At 70.9% G+C, this 20539-nt stretch carries 17 protein-coding genes and 1 tRNA gene; 9 read left to right on the top strand and 9 right to left on the bottom strand.

The features are described 5' to 3' along the window. Nucleotides 1-261 precede the first annotated feature (261 nt). From ABZV42_RS34560 to ABZV42_RS34545, 4 genes are all read left to right on the top strand, one after another. Nucleotides 262-1212 carry a hypothetical protein gene (locus ABZV42_RS34560; RefSeq protein ID WP_355982451.1) on the top strand — a complete coding sequence of 317 codons (951 nt, stop codon included), beginning with the start codon at nt 262-264 and terminating at the stop codon, nt 1210-1212. A 41-nt stretch (nt 1213-1253) separates the two neighbouring features. After that, on the top strand, nt 1254-2819 hold the full coding sequence (locus ABZV42_RS34555; RefSeq protein ID WP_355982453.1) for an APC family permease: 1566 nt from the start codon (nt 1254-1256) through the stop codon (nt 2817-2819). Between the two features lie 165 nt (nt 2820-2984). Then, nucleotides 2985-3731 carry a molybdopterin-dependent oxidoreductase gene (locus tag ABZV42_RS34550; RefSeq protein WP_355982455.1) on the top strand — a complete coding sequence of 249 codons (747 nt, stop codon included), beginning with the start codon at nt 2985-2987 and terminating at the stop codon, nt 3729-3731. Then, complete coding sequence (locus ABZV42_RS34545; protein WP_356055418.1) at nt 3715-4350, top strand: cytochrome b/b6 domain-containing protein; 636 nt, start codon at nt 3715-3717, stop codon at nt 4348-4350. The genes ABZV42_RS34550 and ABZV42_RS34545 overlap by 17 nt, the downstream gene beginning before the upstream one ends. A gap of 123 nt (nt 4351-4473) precedes the next feature. Here the strand turns inward: ABZV42_RS34545 and ABZV42_RS34540 are convergent, their stop codons facing one another. Both ABZV42_RS34540 and ABZV42_RS34535 read right to left on the bottom strand, forming a co-directional pair. Beyond that, entirely contained in the window at nt 4474-5871 is a 1398-nt protein-coding gene (locus ABZV42_RS34540; protein ID WP_355982459.1) for a gluconate:H+ symporter, read from the bottom strand. Between the two features lie 221 nt (nt 5872-6092). After that, entirely contained in the window at nt 6093-6620 is a 528-nt protein-coding gene (locus tag ABZV42_RS34535; RefSeq protein ID WP_356055416.1) for a gluconokinase, read from the bottom strand. 130 nt (nt 6621-6750) lie between these two features. On the opposite strand from ABZV42_RS34535, the gene ABZV42_RS34530 reads away from it, so the two are divergent. Then, a complete protein-coding gene (locus tag ABZV42_RS34530) occupies nt 6751-7452 on the top strand; it encodes a FadR/GntR family transcriptional regulator (protein ID WP_355982461.1) in 702 nt (233 codons plus the stop codon). 86 nt (nt 7453-7538) lie between these two features. Here the strand turns inward: ABZV42_RS34530 and ABZV42_RS34525 are convergent, their stop codons facing one another. The 6 genes from ABZV42_RS34525 to ABZV42_RS34500 form a co-directional block, all read right to left on the bottom strand. Next, a complete protein-coding gene (locus ABZV42_RS34525) occupies nt 7539-7913 on the bottom strand; it encodes a YchJ family protein (RefSeq protein WP_355982463.1) in 375 nt (124 codons plus the stop codon). A 4-nt stretch (nt 7914-7917) separates the two neighbouring features. Continuing rightward, nucleotides 7918-9324: a M1 family metallopeptidase gene (locus tag ABZV42_RS34520; RefSeq protein ID WP_355982465.1), complete on the bottom strand. Its 1407-nt coding sequence runs from the start codon at nt 9322-9324 to the stop codon at nt 7918-7920. A gap of 73 nt (nt 9325-9397) precedes the next feature. Further along, nucleotides 9398-13273 carry a Pls/PosA family non-ribosomal peptide synthetase gene (locus ABZV42_RS34515; RefSeq protein ID WP_356055414.1) on the bottom strand — a complete coding sequence of 1292 codons (3876 nt, stop codon included), beginning with the start codon at nt 13271-13273 and terminating at the stop codon, nt 9398-9400. Between the two features lie 353 nt (nt 13274-13626). Continuing rightward, nucleotides 13627-14610, bottom strand: coding sequence for a polysaccharide deacetylase family protein (locus ABZV42_RS34510; RefSeq protein WP_356055412.1), 984 nt, complete (start codon nt 14608-14610; stop codon nt 13627-13629). A 38-nt stretch (nt 14611-14648) separates the two neighbouring features. Continuing rightward, nucleotides 14649-15581, bottom strand: coding sequence for a glycoside hydrolase family 11 protein (locus ABZV42_RS34505; protein WP_356055458.1), 933 nt, complete (start codon nt 15579-15581; stop codon nt 14649-14651). A 441-nt stretch (nt 15582-16022) separates the two neighbouring features. Beyond that, nucleotides 16023-16110 (bottom strand) — tRNA-Leu (locus ABZV42_RS34500). 187 nt (nt 16111-16297) lie between these two features. Between ABZV42_RS34500 and ABZV42_RS34495 the strand changes: the two genes are divergently transcribed. From ABZV42_RS34495 to ABZV42_RS34485, 3 genes are all read left to right on the top strand, one after another. Then, nucleotides 16298-17623, top strand: a complete 1326-nt coding sequence (locus ABZV42_RS34495) for a M20/M25/M40 family metallo-hydrolase (RefSeq protein ID WP_355982471.1) — start codon at nt 16298-16300, stop codon at nt 17621-17623. Nucleotides 17624-17865: 242 nt separating this feature from the next. Further along, on the top strand, nt 17866-18099 hold the full coding sequence (gene chpH / locus ABZV42_RS34490) for a chaplin ChpH (protein ID WP_355982473.1): 234 nt from the start codon (nt 17866-17868) through the stop codon (nt 18097-18099). 230 nt (nt 18100-18329) lie between these two features. Further along, nucleotides 18330-19313 (top strand): chaplin, encoded by a 984-nt coding sequence (locus ABZV42_RS34485; protein ID WP_356055410.1) that lies wholly within the window; start codon nt 18330-18332, stop codon nt 19311-19313. Nucleotides 19314-19486: 173 nt separating this feature from the next. Here ABZV42_RS34485 and ABZV42_RS34480 read toward each other — a convergent pair whose 3' ends face one another. Next, a complete protein-coding gene (locus tag ABZV42_RS34480; protein WP_326788735.1) occupies nt 19487-19675 on the bottom strand; it encodes a DUF5703 family protein in 189 nt (62 codons plus the stop codon). A gap of 47 nt (nt 19676-19722) precedes the next feature. Here ABZV42_RS34480 and ABZV42_RS34475 point away from each other — a divergent pair, with 47 nt between their 5' ends. Further along, the gene (locus ABZV42_RS34475) at nt 19723-20421 is read left to right on the top strand and encodes a hypothetical protein (protein WP_355982477.1); all 699 of its coding nucleotides are present in this window, start codon (nt 19723-19725) and stop codon (nt 20419-20421) included. Nucleotides 20422-20539 lie beyond the last annotated feature (118 nt).

Raw genomic sequence — 20539 nt, 5'->3', positions numbered from 1 at the left:
TTCAGGCCACCGCATCGGGGCGGCGGCTCGACGCACCGCACAAAGGCCGCTGTTCGGGCGGTGGCTGCAAGATGGCTGCTCAAGCCGTGTGCGGGGGAGGCCCGTTCGGGGGCGTTCACAGCATGGCACGTACAACTACGGCGTATGCGAAGGCAGTTGACACGTGTAGTGACTTGGTCCGAGCTTGACTTGAACCCGTGGCTCCGGGTTTGCTGTGCGTGATCACCCTTTGACGAACCGCGCCTGTGAGGTTGAGCAGCGGTGTCACCACCCCCACCTCCCCTGGGCCGCGGCCGCAAGCGGACGTCCCAGGCCTTCGACGCCGCTCTCGACGACGCCGAACTCGTAACCGCACGTACCTCGTTGAACCAGGGGCGGTGGACCGACGTCCGCGACCTGCTCGCGGCGACCGGCGACGACTGGGACCGCCGCGGGCACCGCGTCACCGTCCTCGCGCAGGAGTCCGCGACGCTCGCCTGGGCCCGCGACTGGCAGCTCGCCGAACCGGAGTCCGCCGACGCCGCCGTACTGCTGGGCTGCGCCACAGTGGAGCGCGCCCTGCACGGCAAGGAACGCCCGGACAGTGCCCGCGAGGCCTGTCGGCGCGCGGCGGCCCTCGCCCCGGACGACCCCACCCCCTGGCTCGGACTTCTCCTGCTGGAACGCTCGCTCGGGGCCGAGGACGACGTGGTCCGCCTCTTCGACGAGGTGCGCCACCGGCACGCCGTCCATCACCACGCGCACCACCTGATGGTCGCCCGGCTCGCCGAACGCCGGGCCGAGGCGGGCCAGGACCCGCTGCACGAGGTGTACGACTTCGCCAACTGGTCGGCCGAGCAGTCGCCCGCGGACTCGCCGCTCGCGATGCTTCCGGTCGTCGCGCACGCCGAGCGCTACCGGGTGCTCGCCGGTGCCGGGAGCGAGGCCGCCGACCCGGTCGCCTCCGGGCACTGGGCCGGGCGCCGGGCCCGCCAGGTGATGAAGGCCGCCTTCGACTGGTGGCTCGAGTGGGAGCACGGCGACCATCCGCGCCGGCTCGTCGACCTCAACCACCTTGCCCACGCCAAGATCTGCGAAGGCCGGGACGGCGAGGCCGCCGCCCTGTTCCTGCGCATCGCTGAGCATCCGACCGCGGCTCCGTGGTCGTACCCGGACCGCGACGGGTACCAAGCCTTCCGTGCCGCGCGCGACCGCGTGCTCGGCACGGTGTGAACGCCCCCCCGAAGACCGACATCCGAAAGGACGACCCCGCGATGACGACGGGCAGTTCGAGCACATCGAGTACGTCGAGCACGGGAAGACCGGACGCCGACGGCGCCGGCATCAGCACCTTCAAGGGACAGGACCGGGCCCTGCGCGCCGGCCGGCTGGGCACGGCCGGCCTGCTGCTGTCCGTCCTCGCGGCGACCGCCCCGCTCATGGTGGTAGCGGGTGTCATGCCCACCACATTCGCGGTGATGGGCATCGTCGGGCAGCCGCTGCTCTTCGTCATCCTCGGCATCGTCCTCGTGCTCTTCAGCATCGGGTACGCCGAGATGAGCCGGCACGTCCACAACGCGGGCGCCTTCTACGCGTACATCTCGCGCGGGCTCGGCGGCACCCCGGGCGCGGGCGCCGCCGCGGTCGCCCTCGTCGCCTACAGCGCGCTCCAGGTCGGCATCTACGGCCTCTTCGGCTTCGAGGTCTCCGGACTGTTCGCCACCTACCTCGACACTCAAGTCATCTGGTGGATACCGGCGTTGGCCGCCGTCCTCGTCGTCGGCGCGCTGGCCTGGCTCAAGATCGACGTCAACGCCTGGGTACTCGGCGTGCTGCTGGTCATCGAGGTGACCCTCGTCGTCGTCTTCGACATCGCGGCCGTCGGGGATCCCGCCAAGGCCGGTCTGTCGCTGCACGCCTTCAACCCGGACACGCTCACCGGAGCCGGCGTCGGCACCGCGCTGTGCTTCTGCATCGCGGCCTTCACCGGCTTCGAACAGGCCCCGGTGTACGCCGAGGAGACCAGCCGCCCGCACATCCTCGTGCCGCGCGTGATGTTCCTGGCGATCGGCTTCGTCGCCGTCTTCTTCGCGATCAGCTCCTGGGCGCTCACCGTCGCCACCGGGCCCTCCGCGATCGTGGGCACGTCCCAGAAGCAGAGCGCCGGGCTGCTGTTCTTCCTCACCGAGTCACGGCTCGGCTCCACGTTCACCGACGTGCTGCACGTGCTGTTCGTCACCGGCATGTTCGCGGCCCTGCTCAGCTTCCACAACGTCGTCGCGCGGTACGCCTTCGCCATGGGCCGCGAGGGCCTGCTGCCCAGCGCCTTCGGCCGCACCTCCGAGACCAGCGGAGCCCCCGGCACCGGCTCCCTCCTGCACACCGTCGTCTCCCTGATCGTGGTCGGCGGCTTCGCCCTGGCCGACGACAGGCCGACCGGCGACCCGACCGCGCCCGTGCTCCAGCTGTTCACCTGGGGCGGAAACGTCGGAGCGCTCGGCGTGACCCTGCTGATGGCCGCCGCCTCGCTCTCGGTCATCGTGTTCTTCGTCCGCCGCGGCGCGGCCCGCGCCCAGTCCTGGCGCCTGGTCACCTCGGCCGTCGCGGGCCTCGCCCTGCTGGTCATCGCGGTCTACACGGTCAAGGACTTCGACGTGCTCGTCGGCTCCGGCCCGGACTCCGCCCTGAACGTGCTGCTGCCCGCCGTCATCGGCGTCGCGCTCGTCGTCGGACTGGTCCAGGGTCTGGTGCTGCGCGCCCGCAAGCCCGAGGCGCACGCCCGGATCGGTCTCGGCAACGAGGCGTTCCAGTTGGACAAGGCGGCCGAGTCCGGCTCCTGACGCGGCCCCGCCGTCCTCTTCGGAGCCGATGGTCCGGGACCGTGGGTGAGAAGAGATGACGGAACGCTGACGAGCACCCGCAACCGCTGGCCTTTTGGGGGTCGCGGGTGCTCGAATCAAGGGGTGAACACTGATAGGCCCGGGGAATCGGACCCGGATCGGCCGATGCCCCGGGAACCGGAGCACGAAGAACACGAGGCGCCCGCGGAGCGCGGCAGGCCCATCGGCCGCCGGGTGCTGCTCGGCACGCTCGGACTCGGCGCCCTCGGCGTCCTGACCGCGCCCACGGTCCAGCGCGGGATGGACGCCTTCCTCGCGGGCGCCTCCCAGCGCGACCCCACGGGCCTGACGGGGCTCCTGCCCAACGGCGGCGGTTTCCGCTACTACTCGGTGGCCGCCTCCGTCCCCCACAAGAACGAGACGAACTACCGTCTCACCGTCGACGGCCTGGTCGACCACCCCACCAGCTACACCCTCGCCGACCTGCGCGCCCTGCCCCAGACCCGGCTGGTGCACGACGTCCAGTGCGTCACCGGCTGGCGGGTGCCGGGCACCCCCTTCGAGGGCGTACGCCTGTCGCACCTCCTCGACGCCGCCGGAGTGCGCTCCACGGCCGGGGCCATCCGCTTCACCTGCTTCGACGGTACGTACTCGGAGAGCCTCACCCTGCGCCAGGCACGGCGCCCGGACGTCCTGGTGGCCCTGCGCATGCAGGACAAGCCCGTCGGCCACAACCACGGCGGTCCCGTCCGCCTCTACGTGGCCCCGATGTACTTCTACAAATCCGCCAAGTGGCTCTCCGGCATCACCGTCACCGAGGACGTCCGTCCCGGGTACTGGGAGGACCGGGGATACGACGTCGACGCCTGGGTCGGCCGTTCGAACGGACGCGACGATGAACCCACGAGCTGACGAGTCCCCGGCCGTGTCCGCGCACTCCTCCCGCGTACGGCGCTTCACCCGGGCCGAGCACTGGGTGCACCGTGTCACGGCCCTGCTGATGGGGTTGTGCGTGGCGACCGCGGCCTGCCTCTACATCCCCCAGTTCGCCGAACTCGTCGGCCGCCGCGAACTGGTCGTCCGGGTCCACGAACTGGCCGGGGTGATGCTTCCGGTGCCGGTCCTGGCGGGCCTGGCCTCCCGCGCGTTCCGCCGCGACCTCGGCTTCCTCAACCGCTTCGGCCCGCACGACCGGGTGTGGCTGCGGGCGGCACTGCGCCGCGACAAGAACCCGGAGTCCCGCCCCGCGGGCAAGTTCAACGCCGGACAGAAGATCTACGCCGCCTGGATCGCCGGGGCCACGCTGGTGATGCTGGGCACCGGCCTGCTGATGTGGTTCACCCACCTCACCCCGCTGATGTGGCGTACCTCGGCGACCTTCGTCCACGACTGGCTGGCCCTCACCGCCGGAATCGTCCTCGCGGGCCATGTCGGCATGGCACTGGGCGACCCCGAGGCCCGGCGGGGCCTGCGCACGGGATCCGTCAGTCGGCAGTGGGCCGACCGTGAGCACCCCCTGTGGCGGCCGTGAGCGCACGCTGACGACGACGAAGGGGCCGCGGGGAGAACCGAGTTCGGTTCTCCCCGCGGCCCCTTCGCGGCCGGACAGGCTCCGAGAGCCCCCGGACATGCTCCGAAAGTCCGCGGACAGGCCCTAGATGACCAGGGACAGCAGCAGCACGAGCGCTCCGGCCACCACCGAGATGATCGTCTCCATGACGGACCAGGTCTTCACCGTCTGGCCGACGTCCAGACCGAAGTACTCCTTCACCAGCCAGAAGCCGGCGTCGTTGACATGGCTGAAGAAGAGCGAGCCGGCGCCGATCGCGAGGACGAGCAGCGAGGTGTGGGCGGTCGACATGTCGGCCGCAAGCGGCGCGACCAGACCGGCCGCCGAGATGGTGGCGACGGTCGCGGAACCGGTCGCGAGCCGGATCGCCACCGCGATCAGCCAGGCCAGCAGCAGCGCGGGGATCGACCAGTCCTTGGAGATCTCCAGGATCATCCGGCCCACACCGGAGTCGATCAGCGTCTGCTTGAAGCCGCCGCCCGCGCCGACGATGAGCAGGATGCCCGCGATGGGCGCGAGGGACTTCTCGACGGTCGTCGAGATGCGGTCACGGGTGAAGCCCGCCGCCCGGCCCAGGGTGAACATGCCCACGATCACGGCCGCGAGCAGCGCGATCAGCGGTGCTCCGACGACGTCGAAGACGCGCTGCGTCATGTTCGTGGGGTCGTCGACGATGATGTCCACCAGTGCCTTGACCAGCATCAGCACCACCGGGAGCAGCATGGTGGCGAGGGTCGCGCCGAAGCTGGGACGCTTCTCCAGATCCTCCGAGGCGCGCGCCGGGACCATGCGGTCGGGGGCCTGGACGTCGACCCAGCGGGCCGCGTACCGCGAGAACACCGGACCGGCGATGATCACCGTCGGTACGGCGACCAGGACTCCGAGGGCGAGGGTGAGGCCGAGGTTCGCCTTGACCGCGTCGATCGCGACCAGCGGCCCGGGGTGCGGCGGAATCAGACCGTGCATCACCGACAGGCCCGCCAGCGCGGGGATGCCGATGCGCATCAGCGAGTAGTTGCCGCGCTTGGCGACCATCAGGACCACCGGGATCAGCAGCACGATGCCGACCTCGAAGAACAGCGGCAGACCGATCACCGAGGCGATCAGCACCATCGCCCACGGCATGGCGCGCCCGCCCGCCTTGGCGAGGATCGTGTCGACGATCTGGTCGGCGCCGCCCGAGTCGGCGAGCAGTTTGCCGAGGATCGCGCCGAGGGCGATCAGGACGCCCACCCCGGCCACGGTCGAGCCGAGTCCGGTGGTGAAGCTGACGATGACCTTGTCCAGCGGGGCGCCGGCGAACGCGCCGAGGGCCAGCGAGCCGATGGTCAGGGCGAGGAAGGCGTGCAGTTTGAACTTCGTGATGAGCAGGACGATGACGGCGATGCCCGCCAGCACGGCTATGCCCAGTTGAGCGTGGCCCGCCGAGGTGATCGGTTCGACGGTGTCCGCTGCCAGCGTCTCGACACTGAGTCTGGTCACGGGGGTTCCCTTGCTTGAGAAACGGACGCGGGGAAGGTGGTAAGCGCGAAGGTGGTGCGCGGGGAGTGGTCGGCGGTGAAGGGCCTTCCGGACGGAGGGCCGCGAGAAGCCGCCTCCTCCGGTCGGAGGGCTCGGGGTGGAGCGGTCGCCGACGCTTCGTGGGCCGGCCGGCGCGGTGCGACGGGCGCTGTCGCGAGGGGCGGCGCCGTGGCGTTCGGGGGTTACCGCCGGGGCGGTTCGAGAGCGGCGAGCGCCGCCACGGCCCGCTCGGTGATCTCGGCGGGGCCGCCGGACACGTCCACGCCCACGCCCGCCTCGTCCGCCGCCAGCGGCTGGAGCGTGGCGAACTGCGAGTCCAGGAGCGCCGTGGGCATGAAGTGCCCCGTGCGGTGCGACATCCGGTCCTCGATGAGCTCGCGGTCACCGGTCAGATGGACGAAGACCACCCCGGGCGCGGCCGCCCGCAGCCGGTCCCGGTAGGCGCGCTTGAGCGCCGAGCTGCTGACCACACCGCCGAGCCCGGCCCGGTCGTGGGCCCAGTGCCCGATGGCGTCCAGCCACGGCCACCTGTCCTCGTCGGTCAGCGGTGTCCCGGCCGTCATCTTGGCGATGTTGGCCTGCGGGTGGAAGTCGTCGCCCTCGGCGTACGGCACGCCGAGCCGGGCCGCGAGCAACGGGCCGATGGTGGTCTTACCGGTGCCTGCGACGCCCATGACCACGACGACATGGGGGGTGGGACTGTGCTGCATCACGCTCTCGCTGTCTTCGTCGACATCTGATGTCGACGCCACTGAAACGCATTAGGTACGACAAATTCAAGAGTGTGTGACATATAAGTCTGACTTTTTGTTCGGGACGTCGGCCTCGTACCCTGACCTCATGACCACACGGGGCCGGGGGCTGCACGGGCACGTACTGGAATCCCTCGGGCCGGCGATCACGGCGGGCGACTACCCGCCGGGGAGCGTGCTGCGCACCGACGAACTCGCGCAGCGCTTCGAGGTGTCCCGCTCCGTGATGCGCGAGGCGGTCCGGGTGCTCGAATCCATGTACCTGGTCGAGTCCCGCCGCCGCGTGGGCGTGACGGTCCGCCCGAAGTCCGAATGGAACGTCTACGACCCCCAGGTCATCCGCTGGCGGCTGGCCGGCGCCGACCGTCCCCACCAGCTGCGTTCCCTCACCGTCCTGCGCTCGGCGATCGAACCCGTCGCCGCGGGACTGGCCGCCCGGCACGCCACCGCCGAGCAGTGCGCGGAGCTCACCGAATGCGCGCTCGGCATGGTCGCCACCTCACGCGGGCACCAGCTGGAGGGATATCTCCTGCACGACGTCGCCTTCCACCGGGTGATCCTCAAGGCGTCGGGCAACGAGATGTTCGCCCGCCTCGGGGACGTCGTCGCCGAGGTCCTCTCGGGGCGCACCCATCACGACATCATGTTCGAGGACCCCGACCCCGCGGCCGTCACCCTGCACGTCCGGCTCGCCGAGGCCGTCCGCGAGGGCGACGCGCCGCGCGCCGAGCGGCTCACCCGCGAGATCACGGCCGGCGCACTCCAGGAACTGGACGTCCTGGCCCCCTGACGGCTTGGCGTCCTGGCCCCCTGGCGTCCTGTGCCCCCTGACGTCCGGGCGGCCGGCCCGGTCGGGTGCCGGGCGCGCCCCCGGGGTCAGTCGAGGAACTCCCCGTCCACGTACACCCAGGCCCCGTCCACCCGCTCGAACCGGCTCCGCTCGTGCAGCGAACCGCCCCGGTAGGAGGCCCGGAAGGTCACCGTCCCCGTGGTGTGGAACGCCGAGCCCTGAGCCGTGTCCAGGATCTCCAGACCGGTCCACCGCATCCCGCGGTCGAACTCCACCCGGGCCGGCCGCGTCCGGGGATGCCAGGTACGCAGCAGGTACCCCTCGTCCTCCGTCACGAAGGCGCAGTAGCGCGAGCGCATGAGCGCCTCGGCACTCGGCGCCGCGGCCTCGCCGCTATGGAAGCGTCCGCAGCAGCGCGCGTACGGCTCGGCGAGCCCGCAGGGGCAGGAACGGCTGGTCATCGCGTCATTCTCCCAGGACCCGGGCCGAGTCCGCGTTCGTGGCCGGATAGGTGGGCGGATAGGCGGGCCGGGCCGGCAGCTGCGGGGCCGCCTCCGGCAGCGGCGGCAGCGCCGTCTCGTACAGCCACGCCGTGAAGAGGTCGTCCAGCGGCTCGGGCGCGTAGCGCGAGACGTGCGCCGTGAAGACGGAGCTGGTCACCGTGCCGCCCCGGTGCAGCGTCGCCCAGCCGCGCAGCATGCGGAAGAAGGCCTCGTCGCCCATCGCGCACCGGATGGCGTGCACCGTGAGCCCGCCGCGCTCGTAGAGCCGGTCGTCGAACATCAGCTTGCGGCCCGGGTCCGAAAGCAGCAGATCCTGCGGCAGCCCGGCCAGCTTCCGGTGGGCCGCGGCGGCCAGTTGACGTGCCGGGCGCCCTCCGGAGCGCTCCGACCACAGCCACTCGGCGTACTTCGCGAGCCCCTCGTTCAGCCAGATGTGCCGCCAGTCCGCGATGGTCACACTGTTGCCGAACCACTGGTGCGCCAGCTCGTGCGCGATCAGCCGCTCCGAACCACGCGCCCCGTCCACGTGATTGGCGCCGAACAGCGAGAGCCCCTGCGCCTCGACCGGGACGTCGAGCTCCTCCTCGGTCACCACGACCGCGTACTCGCCGAACGGATACGGCCCGAACAGACCCTGGAACAGCTCCATCATCGCGGGTTGCCGCGCGAAGTCCCGGGAGAACTCCGGGAGCAGCTGCGCGGGCAGATACCCGGACTGCGGTACGCCCCCGAGGCCCGGGTCGCCGAGCAGCACCGTCTGGTACTTGCCGATCGACAGACCCACCAGATAGCTGGAGGTCGGCGAGGGCTGCTCGTACACCCACGTGGTCGTCGAAGCCTTCGTCGTCCGCGTCAGCAGACGCCCGCCCGCCACCACCGAGTACGCGGAGGGCGTGGTGACCGAGATCTGGTACGCGGACTTGTCGGCCGGCCGGTCGTTGCACGGATACCAGGACGGCGAACCGACCGGCTGGCTCGCCACCAGCGCCCCGTCCTCCAGCTCCTCCCAGCCGATCCCGCCCCAGGGACTGTTGACCGGCTTGGGATTGCCCGACCAGTGCACCTCGACGGTGAAGGCGGCGCCGGCCCGTATCGGCTTCGGCGGACGGACGCGGAGCCTGCCGCCGCGGTGCGTGTAGTGCGGCGCCTTGCCGTCGACACGGACCCGGCCGATCCGGAAGTCGGCCAGGTTCAGCTGGAACTCGGCCAGCGCGGAACGGCCCGCTATGGCGTTGATCCGCGCGGTGCCGGACAGCCGGTTCGGGCCGGGGCGGTAGTCCAGCGCGAGCTCGTACCGGTGCACCCGGTAACGGGGGTCTCCGTTGGCCGGGAAATAGGGGTCCGGTCCCGCTGTCTGCTGAACGCTCACTGCTGCGACTGCTCCCTGCCCTGTGCTCGACGTGCCGCTGTACCGCCCTTCGTGTCCGATCAGGTCGATTCCGCTACGAACGCCAGGCCTCGATCGGGTTGCCCAGCCAGCGGGTGTCGTCGGGAACGGACTCCGCCGCCATCACCAGCGACGCGGGACCCAGAGTGGAACGGGCCCCGACGGTGCTGCCGGGCAGGACGATTCCGCCCGGACCCAGAGTGGCGCCCTCACGGAGGACCACAGTATCCGTCCGCAAGATCCGGTCGTGGAAGAGGTGGGTCTGGAGCACACAGCCCCGGTTGACCGTGCTCGCGTCCCCGAGCGTCACCAGGTCCGCCTCCGGCAGCCAGTAGCTCTCGATCCACGCGCCCCGGCCGATCCGGGCGCCGAGCCCCCGCAGCCACGCCGTCATCAGCGGCGAACCGGGCACGGACCCCGCGAGCCACGGCACGGCGACGACCTCCACGAAGGTGTCGGCCAGCTCGTTGCGCCACACGAAACCGCTCCACAGCGGGTGCTCACCGGAACGGTGCCGGCCCACCAGCAGCCACTTCGCCACGACGGACACCAGACACCCGAGCACGCCCACGGCGAGCAGCACCACACCCGCGAACGCCCACGCCCACGGCCCCAGCGCGCACAGCGCGGCGATCGTCAGCACGGCCAGCGCCGCCGAGCAGAACACCGGCACCAGCCGGCACAGCTCCACCAGACCACGTGCCCACAGCAGCCGGGCCGGCGGCTCGTACGTACGGCTCTGGTCGCCGCCCTGCGCCGCACGCGGCAGCTTCATCGGCGGCAGCCCGAGATACGAGCTGCCCTTCTTCGCCTTCTTCGGGGTCGCCGACAGCACCCCGACCAGACCGCCGTCCGGCACACTGCGGCCCGGCGCGGTCATCCCGGAATTGCCGAGGAACGCCCGCCGGCCGATCTCGGCCCGCCCGATGCGCATCCAGCCGCCACCGAGCTCGTACGGCGCCGTCAGCGTGTCGTCCGCGAGGAACGCGCCGTCGCCGACCGTCGTCAGGCTCGGCAGCGCCAGCACGGTCGACACCTCCGCGCCACGGCCGATCCGCATGCCGAGCAGCCGCAGCCACACCGGTGTGATCAGCCCCGCGTACAACGGGAACAGCGTCTCCCGGGAGAGGTCCATCAGCTGCGTGACCGTCCACGCCTGCCAGCCGATCCTGCTGTGCGTCGGATGCGTGCCCTCGTGCAGCCCGAGACTCAGCAGCCGCACGGCGACCAGGAGCAGCAGCGCGTACGCCAGACCGAACGCGAGCGTCGCCGGCACCAGGGCGATCCCGGCACCGCGCAGCGCCTCGGCGAGCCCGGCGTCCGGACTCACGAACACCCGGGCCACCAGCAGCGCGGCGACGGCGGCCAGCACCGGCAGCGCGCTCAGCGCGAACCCGGTCGCGCCGTACATCACCCGCCAGTACGTGCCACGCTGCGGCCGGTCCTTGGGCCACACGCGCTTCGCCTTGCCGAGCTTGACCGCGGGCGCCCCGGCCCACCGCTGCCCGGTCGGGATCTGCCCCGTCACGGCGGAACCCGGCGCCACCTCGGCGCGCTTGCCCACCCGGGAGCCAGGGAAGAGGATGCTGCGCGTTCCGACCACGGCACCGGCGCCGACCTTGACCGGGCCGATCTCCAGCCGGTCACCGTCCAGCCAGTACCCCGACAGATCCACCTCGGACTCGACGGCGGCACCCCGGCCCAGCTTGAGCATGCCGGTCACCGGCGGCAGCGAGTGCAGATCCACGTCCGGGCCGACCCTGGCGCCCAGGGCACGCGCGTACCGCTCCAGCCAGGACCCGGTCAGCGAGGTCGCGCCGCTGAACCCGGCGAGGCGCTCGGCCGTCCACAGCCGCAGATGGACACTCCCGCCGCGCGGGTGACGGCCGGGCTTCACCCCGCGCAGCAGCAGCCGCGCACCGCCCGCGGCGACCGCGAGCCGCCCGGGCGGGCTGTAGAGAACGAGTGCACCGGCGCCCACCAGCCACCACGACACGCCCGGCGCCCAGGGATACGGGCCGAACCAGTGCAGTACGTTGCCGAGCGCGGCCAGCGCCACCGTCCAGCGCAGTCCGAGCAGGCCGAACAGCGGGATCAGCACCAGGAGCTGGACCACCTTGGCGCGCAGCGGCACCGGCGCGACGATCCGCTCCGTGCCGTCGTCCTGGCCGGACTTCTCCAGATGCCGGGCCAGCTTGCGCAGCACGGGCTGCTGATAGATGTCGAGCACGGCGGCGCTCGGGTAACGGGTGCGCAGCCGCGTGGTGAGCTGGGCGGCCGCCAGACTGGAGCCGCCGATCGCGAAGAAGTCGTCGCCGGCGCCGCCGACGGGGATGCCGAGCACCTCGCTCCACTGCTCGGCCAGCCAGGCCTCGGTCCCGTACAGCTGCTCCTTGGCACCGCTGCTCTCCAGGCCCTCCAGCGGCCAGGGCAGCGCGTTCCGGTCGACCTTGCCCGACGTCCGGGTCGGCAGGTCCTCGACGGGCGCGATCAGCGGGACCAGCGCGGCGGGCAGTTCGGCGCGCAGCTTCTCGACCGCGGCCGCCCGGTCCCAGCCTTCCTGGGTGACGACATAGCCGACGAGCAGCTGATTGCCGCCGCGCGCGGTCCGTACGGCCGCCGCGGCACCCGCGACGCCGGGCAGCGCCTGGAGCGCCGCGTCCACCTCGCCGAGCTCGATCCGGCGCCCGCCGAGCTTGATCTGCTCGTCGGCCCGTCCGAGGAAGATCAGCCCCTCGGGTTCCGCCTTGACCAGGTCACCGCTGCGGTACGCCCGATCCCAGCCCAGCGACACGAGCGGCGCGTACTTCTCGGCGTCCTTCTCCGCGTCGAGATAACGGGCGAGTCCGACTCCGCCGATCACCAGCTGGCCGCTGCCGCCCATCGGCACCGGCTCGCCCGCCTCGTCGACGACCGCGAGCTCCCAGCCGTTCAGCGGCAGCCCGATCCGGATGGGCTCCTCGCCCGTCAGCAGCGAGGCACAGGCCACCACGGTCGCCTCGGTCGGCCCGTACGTGTTCCACACCTCCCGGCCCTCGGTCACCAGCCGCTGCGTCAGCTCGGGCGGACAGGCCTCGCCGCCGAAGATCAGCAGCCGGACCTCGTTCAGGGTCTCGGGCTCCCACAGGGCGGCCAGGGTCGGCACGGTCGAGACGACGGTGATCTCCTGCTCGACCAGCCAGGGGCCGAGGTCGGCTCCGCTGCGTACCTGGGAGCGCGGTACGGGCACCAGACAGGCCCCGTAGCGCCAGGCCAGCCACATCTCCTCGCAGGAGGCGTCGAAGGCGACGGAGAGGCCCGCCATGACCCGGTCACCGGGGCCGATCGGCTCCTCGGCCAGGAACAGGCTCGCCTCCGCGTCCACGAAGGCGGCGGCGCTGCGGTGGCTCACGGCCACGCCCTTGGGCTTGCCCGTGGAACCGGAGGTGAAGATGATCCACGCGTCGTGCTCGACGCCGGGCCGCCCGGCGGGAACCTCGGAGCGGCCGTGGACGGTCAGCTCGTGTCCGGCGCCGACGACCGCGCGCACCCGGGCCTCGCCGAAGACCAGCTCGGCACGCTCGTCGGGGTCCTCGGCGTCCACCGGGACATAGGCTGCGCCGGCCGCGAGGATGCCCAGGATCGCCACGTACAGCTCGTTCGTGCCGGACGGGACCCGCACGCCGACCCGGTCGCCGAGACCGACCCCGGCCTCCGCGAGCCGCCAGCGCACGGCTTCCACCTCGGCGGCCAGCGCCCGGTAGGTGAGGGCGCGCCTGCCGTCGTCGAGAGCGGGCTCGTCGGGGTACGCCCGTACGGAGGCGTCGAGGATGTCGACGAGCGTGCGTGGCGAGGCTGCCGAGCCGGCGGAGAAGCGCGCCTGGTCACCGAACTCCGCACGCACCTCGTCGTCGGACAACGCGAGCGCGGGGCCTTGCTGGAGGGCTGCCATCGGGTCCTCACGTGTTGTTCCCGGATACTCCGGGGAGCCGGTGGGCCCGCAGGTACGCCTGGGGATATTCCGGTCCAGCTCCGAACAAGCCTGCAATTTTAGTACGACGTCGGCCGCGGGCCTCGTGATCAGGGTCGCGAGGCCCTCCTCGGGGGCCGTCGGGACCCCGGGCTCCAGCGCTGTGACGTGCGGATATGTCAGCGTGACGAGATCTGCCCCACATCTTTCCGTAACAACGTGAACACGGCGAGCGATGGCCTCGATCCGGGTGATCGGGGCCATCGCTCGCCGTGTCGGGTACCGCCGCGCTGTTCCTCCGCCGGGCTGTTCCTTCGGCGTGGGCCTGGAGTGGGTCAGCTCGTGGTGCAGGAGACCGTGGGCCAGGTCCAGTTGCCGTTGGACTGGATGGTGACGCCGAAGTTGTTGCCGCTGCCGTTGGGTTTGGCGGTGAGGACCTGGGCGCTGGGGTAGGCGGCGCTGATGTTCCAGGTGGAGAGGACCTTCGCCGGGGACGGCACGTTCATGGTCACGGTCCAGTTGCCGGCGCCGGTGACCGCGACGTTGAGGTTGTACCGGTCGTTCCACTGCTGTCCGGCGGACAGGGCCGCGGCACACCCGCCGCTTCCGCCGCCGCCACCCGTGCCGCCCCCGTCGGGGGCCACGGCGCGGCCGGTCTGCGGGGAGATCATCCCGGCGCACAGGCCGCGGGAGGCCAGCCCCTGCGCTATGCGCGGGATCGCGGCGATCGTGTTCGCCGGCCAGTCGTGCATGAGGATGACCTGTCCGTTGGTGAGCCGGCCGGCGGCCTGCACGATCGCGTCGGTGCTCGCGCCGTTCCAGTCCTGCGAGTCGACGTCCCAGATGATCTCGGTCAGACCGTATTTGGCCTCGACCGCCTTCAGCGTCGCGTTGGTCTCCCCGTACGGCGGGCGGAACAGCTTCGGCGTGCCCCCGCCGGCCGCGGCGATGGCCTGCTGGGTCCGGGAGATCTCCGAGTCGATCTGCGCCTGGCTCTGCTGGACCAGATGGGGGTGGGTGTAGCTGTGGTTGCCGACCCACATGCCGGCGTCGACCTGGGCCCGTACCTGGGCGGGGTTCGACGCGGCGTACTGGCCCTCGTTGAACATCGTGGCCCGCAGCCCGTTCTGCGTGAGCGCGGCGAGCAGGTTCGGCGTCGTGCCCGAGGGCCCGTCGTCGAAGGTGAGTCCGACGTACCCGTTGCAGGTGGCGGCCCGCGCCGGTCCCGCGTCGAAGGCGAGCGGGCTCACGGCGGCCGTCGCGACGACGGCCAGTCCGGTGATCAGCGAGCGTAACGCGCGATGTGGTCCGTATCTCATGCGAAGTGGTCCTCCGGTCTCGGGTGCGGGTGCGGGGATCAGCTCGTGGTGCAGGAGACCGTGGGCCAGGTCCAGTTGCCGTTGGACTGGATGGTGACGCCGAAGTTGTTGCCGCTGCCGTTGGGTTTGGCGGTGAGGACCTGGGCGCTGGGGTAGGCGGCGCTGATGTTCCAGGTGGAGAGGACCTTCGCCGGGGACGGCACGTTCATGGTCACGGTCCAGTTGCCGGCGCCGGTGACCGCGACGTTGAGGTTGTACCGGTCGTTCCACTGCTGTCCGGCGGACAGGGCCGCGGCGCATCCGCCGGCGCCTCCGCCGCCACCGCCGGATCCACCGCCCGAACCGCTGTCGCCCAGCGTGATGTTGGAGTTGCCGCTGCTCTGGTATCCCTCGGTGGCGAGGATCATGTAGTAGTTGAAGCTGCCCAGGTTCATCCCGGCGCGGGCCCAGGCGTCGAAGTGGTTGCCGGTCGTGATCGTTCCGCCGGTCCGCTTCGACTGCCGGACGCTCCAGTACTGGTCGAACGTGCGGGTGCCCTCGACAGAGGGGGCGTTGGTCCGGGTGGTCTTGTAGATGTCGTACGTGCCGCCGTCACTGGTGACGGTGCCCATGAACGTTCCCGTGGGCCGGTAGGTGCCCCAGTTGTCGACGATGTAGTACTCCACGAGCGGGTTGGACGTCCATCCGTAGAGGGACAGGTAGGCGTTGCCGGACGGGTTGAACGTGCCCGAGTAGGTCACGCTCCGGCGTCCGCCGTTGCTCCAGCCCTTGCCGGCGACGAAGTTCCCGGTGTTGCTCCATGACGTGCTGTAGTTGCCGCCGGAGCCCAGGTTCATGGACACCGTTCCGCTGCTGTCGGTCCAGAACGAGTAGTAGTACCCGTTGTTCGTGCCGGTCTGGTTCGAGCTGACGACGGTGTCGGCCTGGGCCGTGCCGGGCAGCGTCATGGCGGCCACGGCGACCAGCAGCATGGTGCAGACGCCGCTGATGAGCAGCCTGAGATGACGGAACCGCCCTGAGCGGCCGCTGCGGCGGCCCGGCGGGTGTGCGGATGCGTCGATCATGTGCGTGTTTCCTCCTCGTTCGTGTGAGGCGGAGCGCGGGTGAAATCGCGAACAGTGTTGGACTGGCCCTGTCAACTGTCAATACTTTCGACGTCGAAGCCGAAACATTCGCCTGGGCTGGTAACGGGAAGGGTTGGCATTCTGCCTGTTCAGAAGGACTGAATGGCCTGTTTCGAGGTGGCTGATCGCCGGATGCGCGTTCGGCGAGATCAGGTAGAGGTGTCAACCCTTCGAAATGTTTCGAAAGTTTCACCGATCGCCTGACGAGGGGCCGGGGCGCAACTCGGTGGCGGTGGGCGGAAAAGGGCCCGGACACGCAAAAGACCCCACGCGAAGTGGGGTCTCAGCTGGTGTCCGAGGGGGGACTTGAACCCCCACGCCCGTTAAAGGGCACTAGCACCTCAAGCTAGCGCGTCTGCCATTCCGCCACCCGGACAAGGTGTTTGTCGCACGGGGTTTCCCTCGCGGCGACAGGTGAAACATTACCAGGCTTTCCGGAGGCCCCGATCACCCCCTGTCGTCGTGTGAACGCCGGGTGACGGGCCGGGTCCTGCCTTGGGGAGGAGAGGGGGTCGGGGAGAGGATGAGGGGGACCACCAGCGGCGACAGCGGGAGGAAGCAGCGTGAGCGAGAGCGGCACGACCAGGAACGTCACGGGCGAGGACGAGGTCGTGGACCTCTGTCGTGAGCTGATCCGGATCGACACCAGCAACTACGGGGACCACTCGGGCCCGGGTGAGCGCAAGGCCGCGGAGTACGTCGCCGAGAAGCTCGCCGAGGTCGGGCTCGAGCCGCAGGTCTTCGAGTCCCACAAGGGGCGTGCCTCCACGGTGGCCCGTATCGAGGGCGAGGACCGATCGCGGCCCGCGCTGCTCATCCACGGCCACACCGATGTCGTACCGGCCAACGCGGCGGACTGGACCCACGACCCCTTCTCGGGCGAGATCGCCGACGGGATGGTCTGGGGCCGTGGCGCGGTCGACATGAAGGACATGGACGCCATGACGCTGGCGGTCGTACGGGAGCGGATGCGTACCGGCCGCAAGCCCCCGCGGGACATCGTCCTCGCGTTCCTCGCGGACGAGGAGGCGGGCGGCACGTTCGGCGCCCGGCACCTGGTCGACAAGCACCCGGACCTCTTCGAGGGCGTGACCGAGGCGATCGGCGAGGTCGGCGGGTTCTCCTTCACGGTCAACGAGAAGCTTCGGCTGTATCTCGTCGAGACCGCGCAGAAGGGCATGCACTGGATGAAACTGACCGTGGACGGCACCGCCGGGCACGGATCGATGATCCACAAGGACAACGCGATCACCGAGCTGTCCGAGGCCGTCGGGCGGCTCGGGCGGCACAAGTTCCCGGTGCGGGTGACGAAGACCCTGCGGCACTTCCTCGACGAGCTCGGCGACGCCCTCGGCACCGAGCTCGACCCGGAGAACATGGACGAGACGCTCGCCAGGCTCGGCGGCATCGCCAAGCTCATCGGCGCCTCCCTCCAGAACACCGCCAACCCGACCCAGCTGGGCGCCGGCTACAAGGTCAACGTCATCCCGGGGCAGGCCACCGCGCATGTCGACGGGCGCTATCTGCCGGGCTACGAGGAGGAGTTCCTCGCCGACCTCGACCGGATCCTCGGCCCCCGGGTCAGGCGCGAGGACGTGCACGCGGACAAGGCGCTGGAGACCGGCTTCGACGGAGCCCTCGTCGACGCCATGCAGATCGCGCTCTCGGCCGAGGACCCCATCGCGCGTGCCGTGCCGTACATGCTCTCGGCCGGCACCGACGCCAAGTCCTTCGCCGACCTCGGTATCCGCTGCTTCGGCTTCGCACCGCTGAAGCTGCCCCCGGAGCTGGACTTCGCGGGCATGTTCCACGGTGTCGACGAGCGGGTGCCGGTGGACGCGCTCCAGTTCGGCGTACGTGTACTGGACCGGTTCATCGACGCGTCGTGACGTGCCGCCGGCGGCACACCCCGCCCGGCGCCGACGGGCGGGCCTGTCGTGCCGCCCGTCGGGCCCGTCGTGCCCCGGGCAGGTGAGGCTCCGCGGAGTGTTGACGCCGGCATTCGCCCGCACGTGCGGAGATCGCCCGGGATGGGTGAATGCGACCATAAGCCCATAGCTCTACTACTCCCTCCTCGTTACAGGTGTTGCGATCCGCTGCTTTGGACCGCATTTGCCTACCAGGAGGAATAATGATCAAGAAGATCGTCGCCGCTGCGGTTGCCACGAGTGGTCTGGTTCTCGCGGGTGCGGGTCTGGCCGTCGCCGACTCCGGTGCCCAGGGCGCCGCTGTGGGGTCCCCGGGTGTCGCCTCCGGAAACGTCATTCAGGTGCCCGTTCACGTCCCGGTGAACGTCTGCGGCAACACGGTCTCCGTGATCGGTCTGCTGAACCCCGCCTTCGGCAACACCTGCTTCAACCACTGACGTTGCGCCTCATCCGATGAGGGGGATCCCATGAGTCCCATGAGTTCCATGGGTCTCGTGAGGGTCACTTCGTGAAGGTCTGAGCCCGTCCGCCCCGGAGTGCGTGCCATGCGCTCCGGGGCCGACCGGCTTTCCCCGCGCACGTCCTGTGGCGTGCGCGTGCTCTCGATGGTCCACGTCCCAAGGACTGTTGGTCCACGTCCCAAGGACTCAAGGCAGGGATTTCAGCTATGCGACAGGTCACCCGCAAGGGCCTGATGACCGTGGCGGCGGCCGGTGGTGTACTCGCGGTTTCCGCGGTCTCCGCACACGCCGACTCGGGCGCGATCGGCTCCGCGTCGAACTCTCCCGGCGTGCTGTCCGGTAACACGGTGCAGGCGCCGGTGCACGTGCCGGTCAACGTCTGCGGAAACACCGTGAACGTGGTCGGGCTGCTCAACCCGGCGATGGGCAACACCTGCGTCAACCACGGCGCCCACGGGTCCGGCTCGGGCGGCGGCTCCCGGGCGGGCGGATCACACGCCGGCGGCGGCACCGCCCACTCGCCGGGGGTGGGTTCCGGCAACCACGTACAGGTGCCGGTCGACACCCCCGTCAACGCCTGTGGCAACAGCGTGAACGTCGTGGGGATCGGCAACACGGCTGCGGGAGACAGTTGCGCGAACGGCGCGACCCCCGGAGGCCACCAGACACACCACCCCGGCCACCCCGGTCATCCTGGCCACCCCGGTCACCCCGGTCACCCCGGAAATCCGGGTCACCCGGGCGAGCCCGGTCATCCTGCGCACCCGGGCCGGCCCGGTCACCCGGGACACCACGGTCACTGCGAGCACCCGGGTCACCCCGGCCACCCTGGACACCCGGGCGAGCCCGGTCACCCGGGGCACCCCGGACATCCGGGTCACCCGGGTCAGCCCGGAACTCCGGGCAACCCCGGAACCCCTGGACACCCGGGTCAGCCCGGTACCCCCGGCAACCCCGGAACCCCGGGTCACCCGGGCACTTCCACTTCGGGCGGCGGCAAGCACGGCGGCGGTGTCGTGCAGGTCGGTCAGCCGGGCTCGCGGGCCGTGGTGCGGACCCCGGCCGTGGACAGCGCGGCCCAGCTGGCCCACACGGGCAGTGAGCTGCCCCTCGGAGCGGTCGTGCCGGCGGGAGCCGCCGCGCTGCTGACCGGTGCCCTGCTCTACCGCCGGGCGCGCGCCGCGGCCTGACACGACAGCGGTGTGATGATCGCATCGGGCAGCGAGGCGTACGCATGACCTTCCGCGCAGGCGTGATCACTGTGCGGAACGGCGACGGCCGGGCGCCGCGGCTCTCCCCGGCGATGCGAGTGACGGTGCGGGCCCCGCGACGACGGGGCCCGCAGCCGTTCAGCTGCCTTCTGTCACCACGTGGCGCGTACCTGGCGGATGATCCGTCGGCGCAACCGCACTCTGCGGCTGCCGTCGCGGAGCAGACTCAGGCGGTCCAACTCCCAGTGTCCGTACTCGGCATGGTCCGTCAGCAGACGTGTCGTGTCCTTGCGGGAGACCCCGCGAGGTACGTACACGTCGACAAATTCGTATTCCGGCATCGCATCTATTGTGCGGGCAGAGGCCCGGTACGGATAGCGTCTGCACTATGTCTGATGCTGTGCAGCCCACCGCTGCCGAGGTACGCGCCGCCGCCGAGGCTGTCAAGGCCGCACTCGACCGCCACCTGGCCGCGGTCGAGCGCAGGACGGGCGATGACGACCCGGACGTCTACGAGGCTTTCAACGAGCTGGCCGCGGCGGCCGAGGAGTACGACGAGCTCCTCTACGACCGCTACGACGAGGTCACGCCCTTCGAGATCCCCGGCAGTGACGACACGCTGCCTCCCTACACCGGACCGGAGGAGCCGAACGCGCTGAGCGTGGTGATCCGCCGGGACTACGCGGTGGTGGAACCGCAGCGACTGCTGGCGCAGGCCCAGCGGGTGGAGGCGGTGGAGGAGGACGGCGCCACCGTCAGCGAGGGCTTCGACGCGGCGGCCGGCACCGTTCACGGCGCGCTCGGGGTCCTCTTCGGAGAGTTCGAGCCGGACGAGATCGCCACCCGGCACAAGGAATTCGGGCTGGAGGAGGGCGACTCCACGCTCTGGGTGACCGCGGCGGACGAACCCGCCGAGCCGGGTGAATGGCTGGAGACACCCTTCGAGTCGATCGACCCGCAGCGTGTCGTCTGCCGCTTCGACGTCAGCGCGGTGTTCGACGAGGACGCGGACGACGACGACCTGGACGACGACCTCGGCTCCGACGGGGAGATCGACACCCTGGACCCGCTGGACGCGGATCGCTGAGACACGCCCGGCCCGGAACGACGTACGAGGGTGCGTACTCGGGTGGCGGGGTACTTCGACTCGGTGCCCCGCGATCTCGACGAGGCGGCGCTCGTGGACGGCTGCGGGCCGCTCGGGG

The sequence above is a fragment of the Streptomyces sp. NPDC005281 genome, assembly GCF_040607495.1.
In the GTDB taxonomy this organism is placed as follows: Bacteria; Actinomycetota; Actinomycetes; order Streptomycetales; family Streptomycetaceae; genus Streptomyces.
Note: the sequence above shows the minus strand (reverse complement) of the source record. Positions and strands in the feature narration are given on the sequence as shown.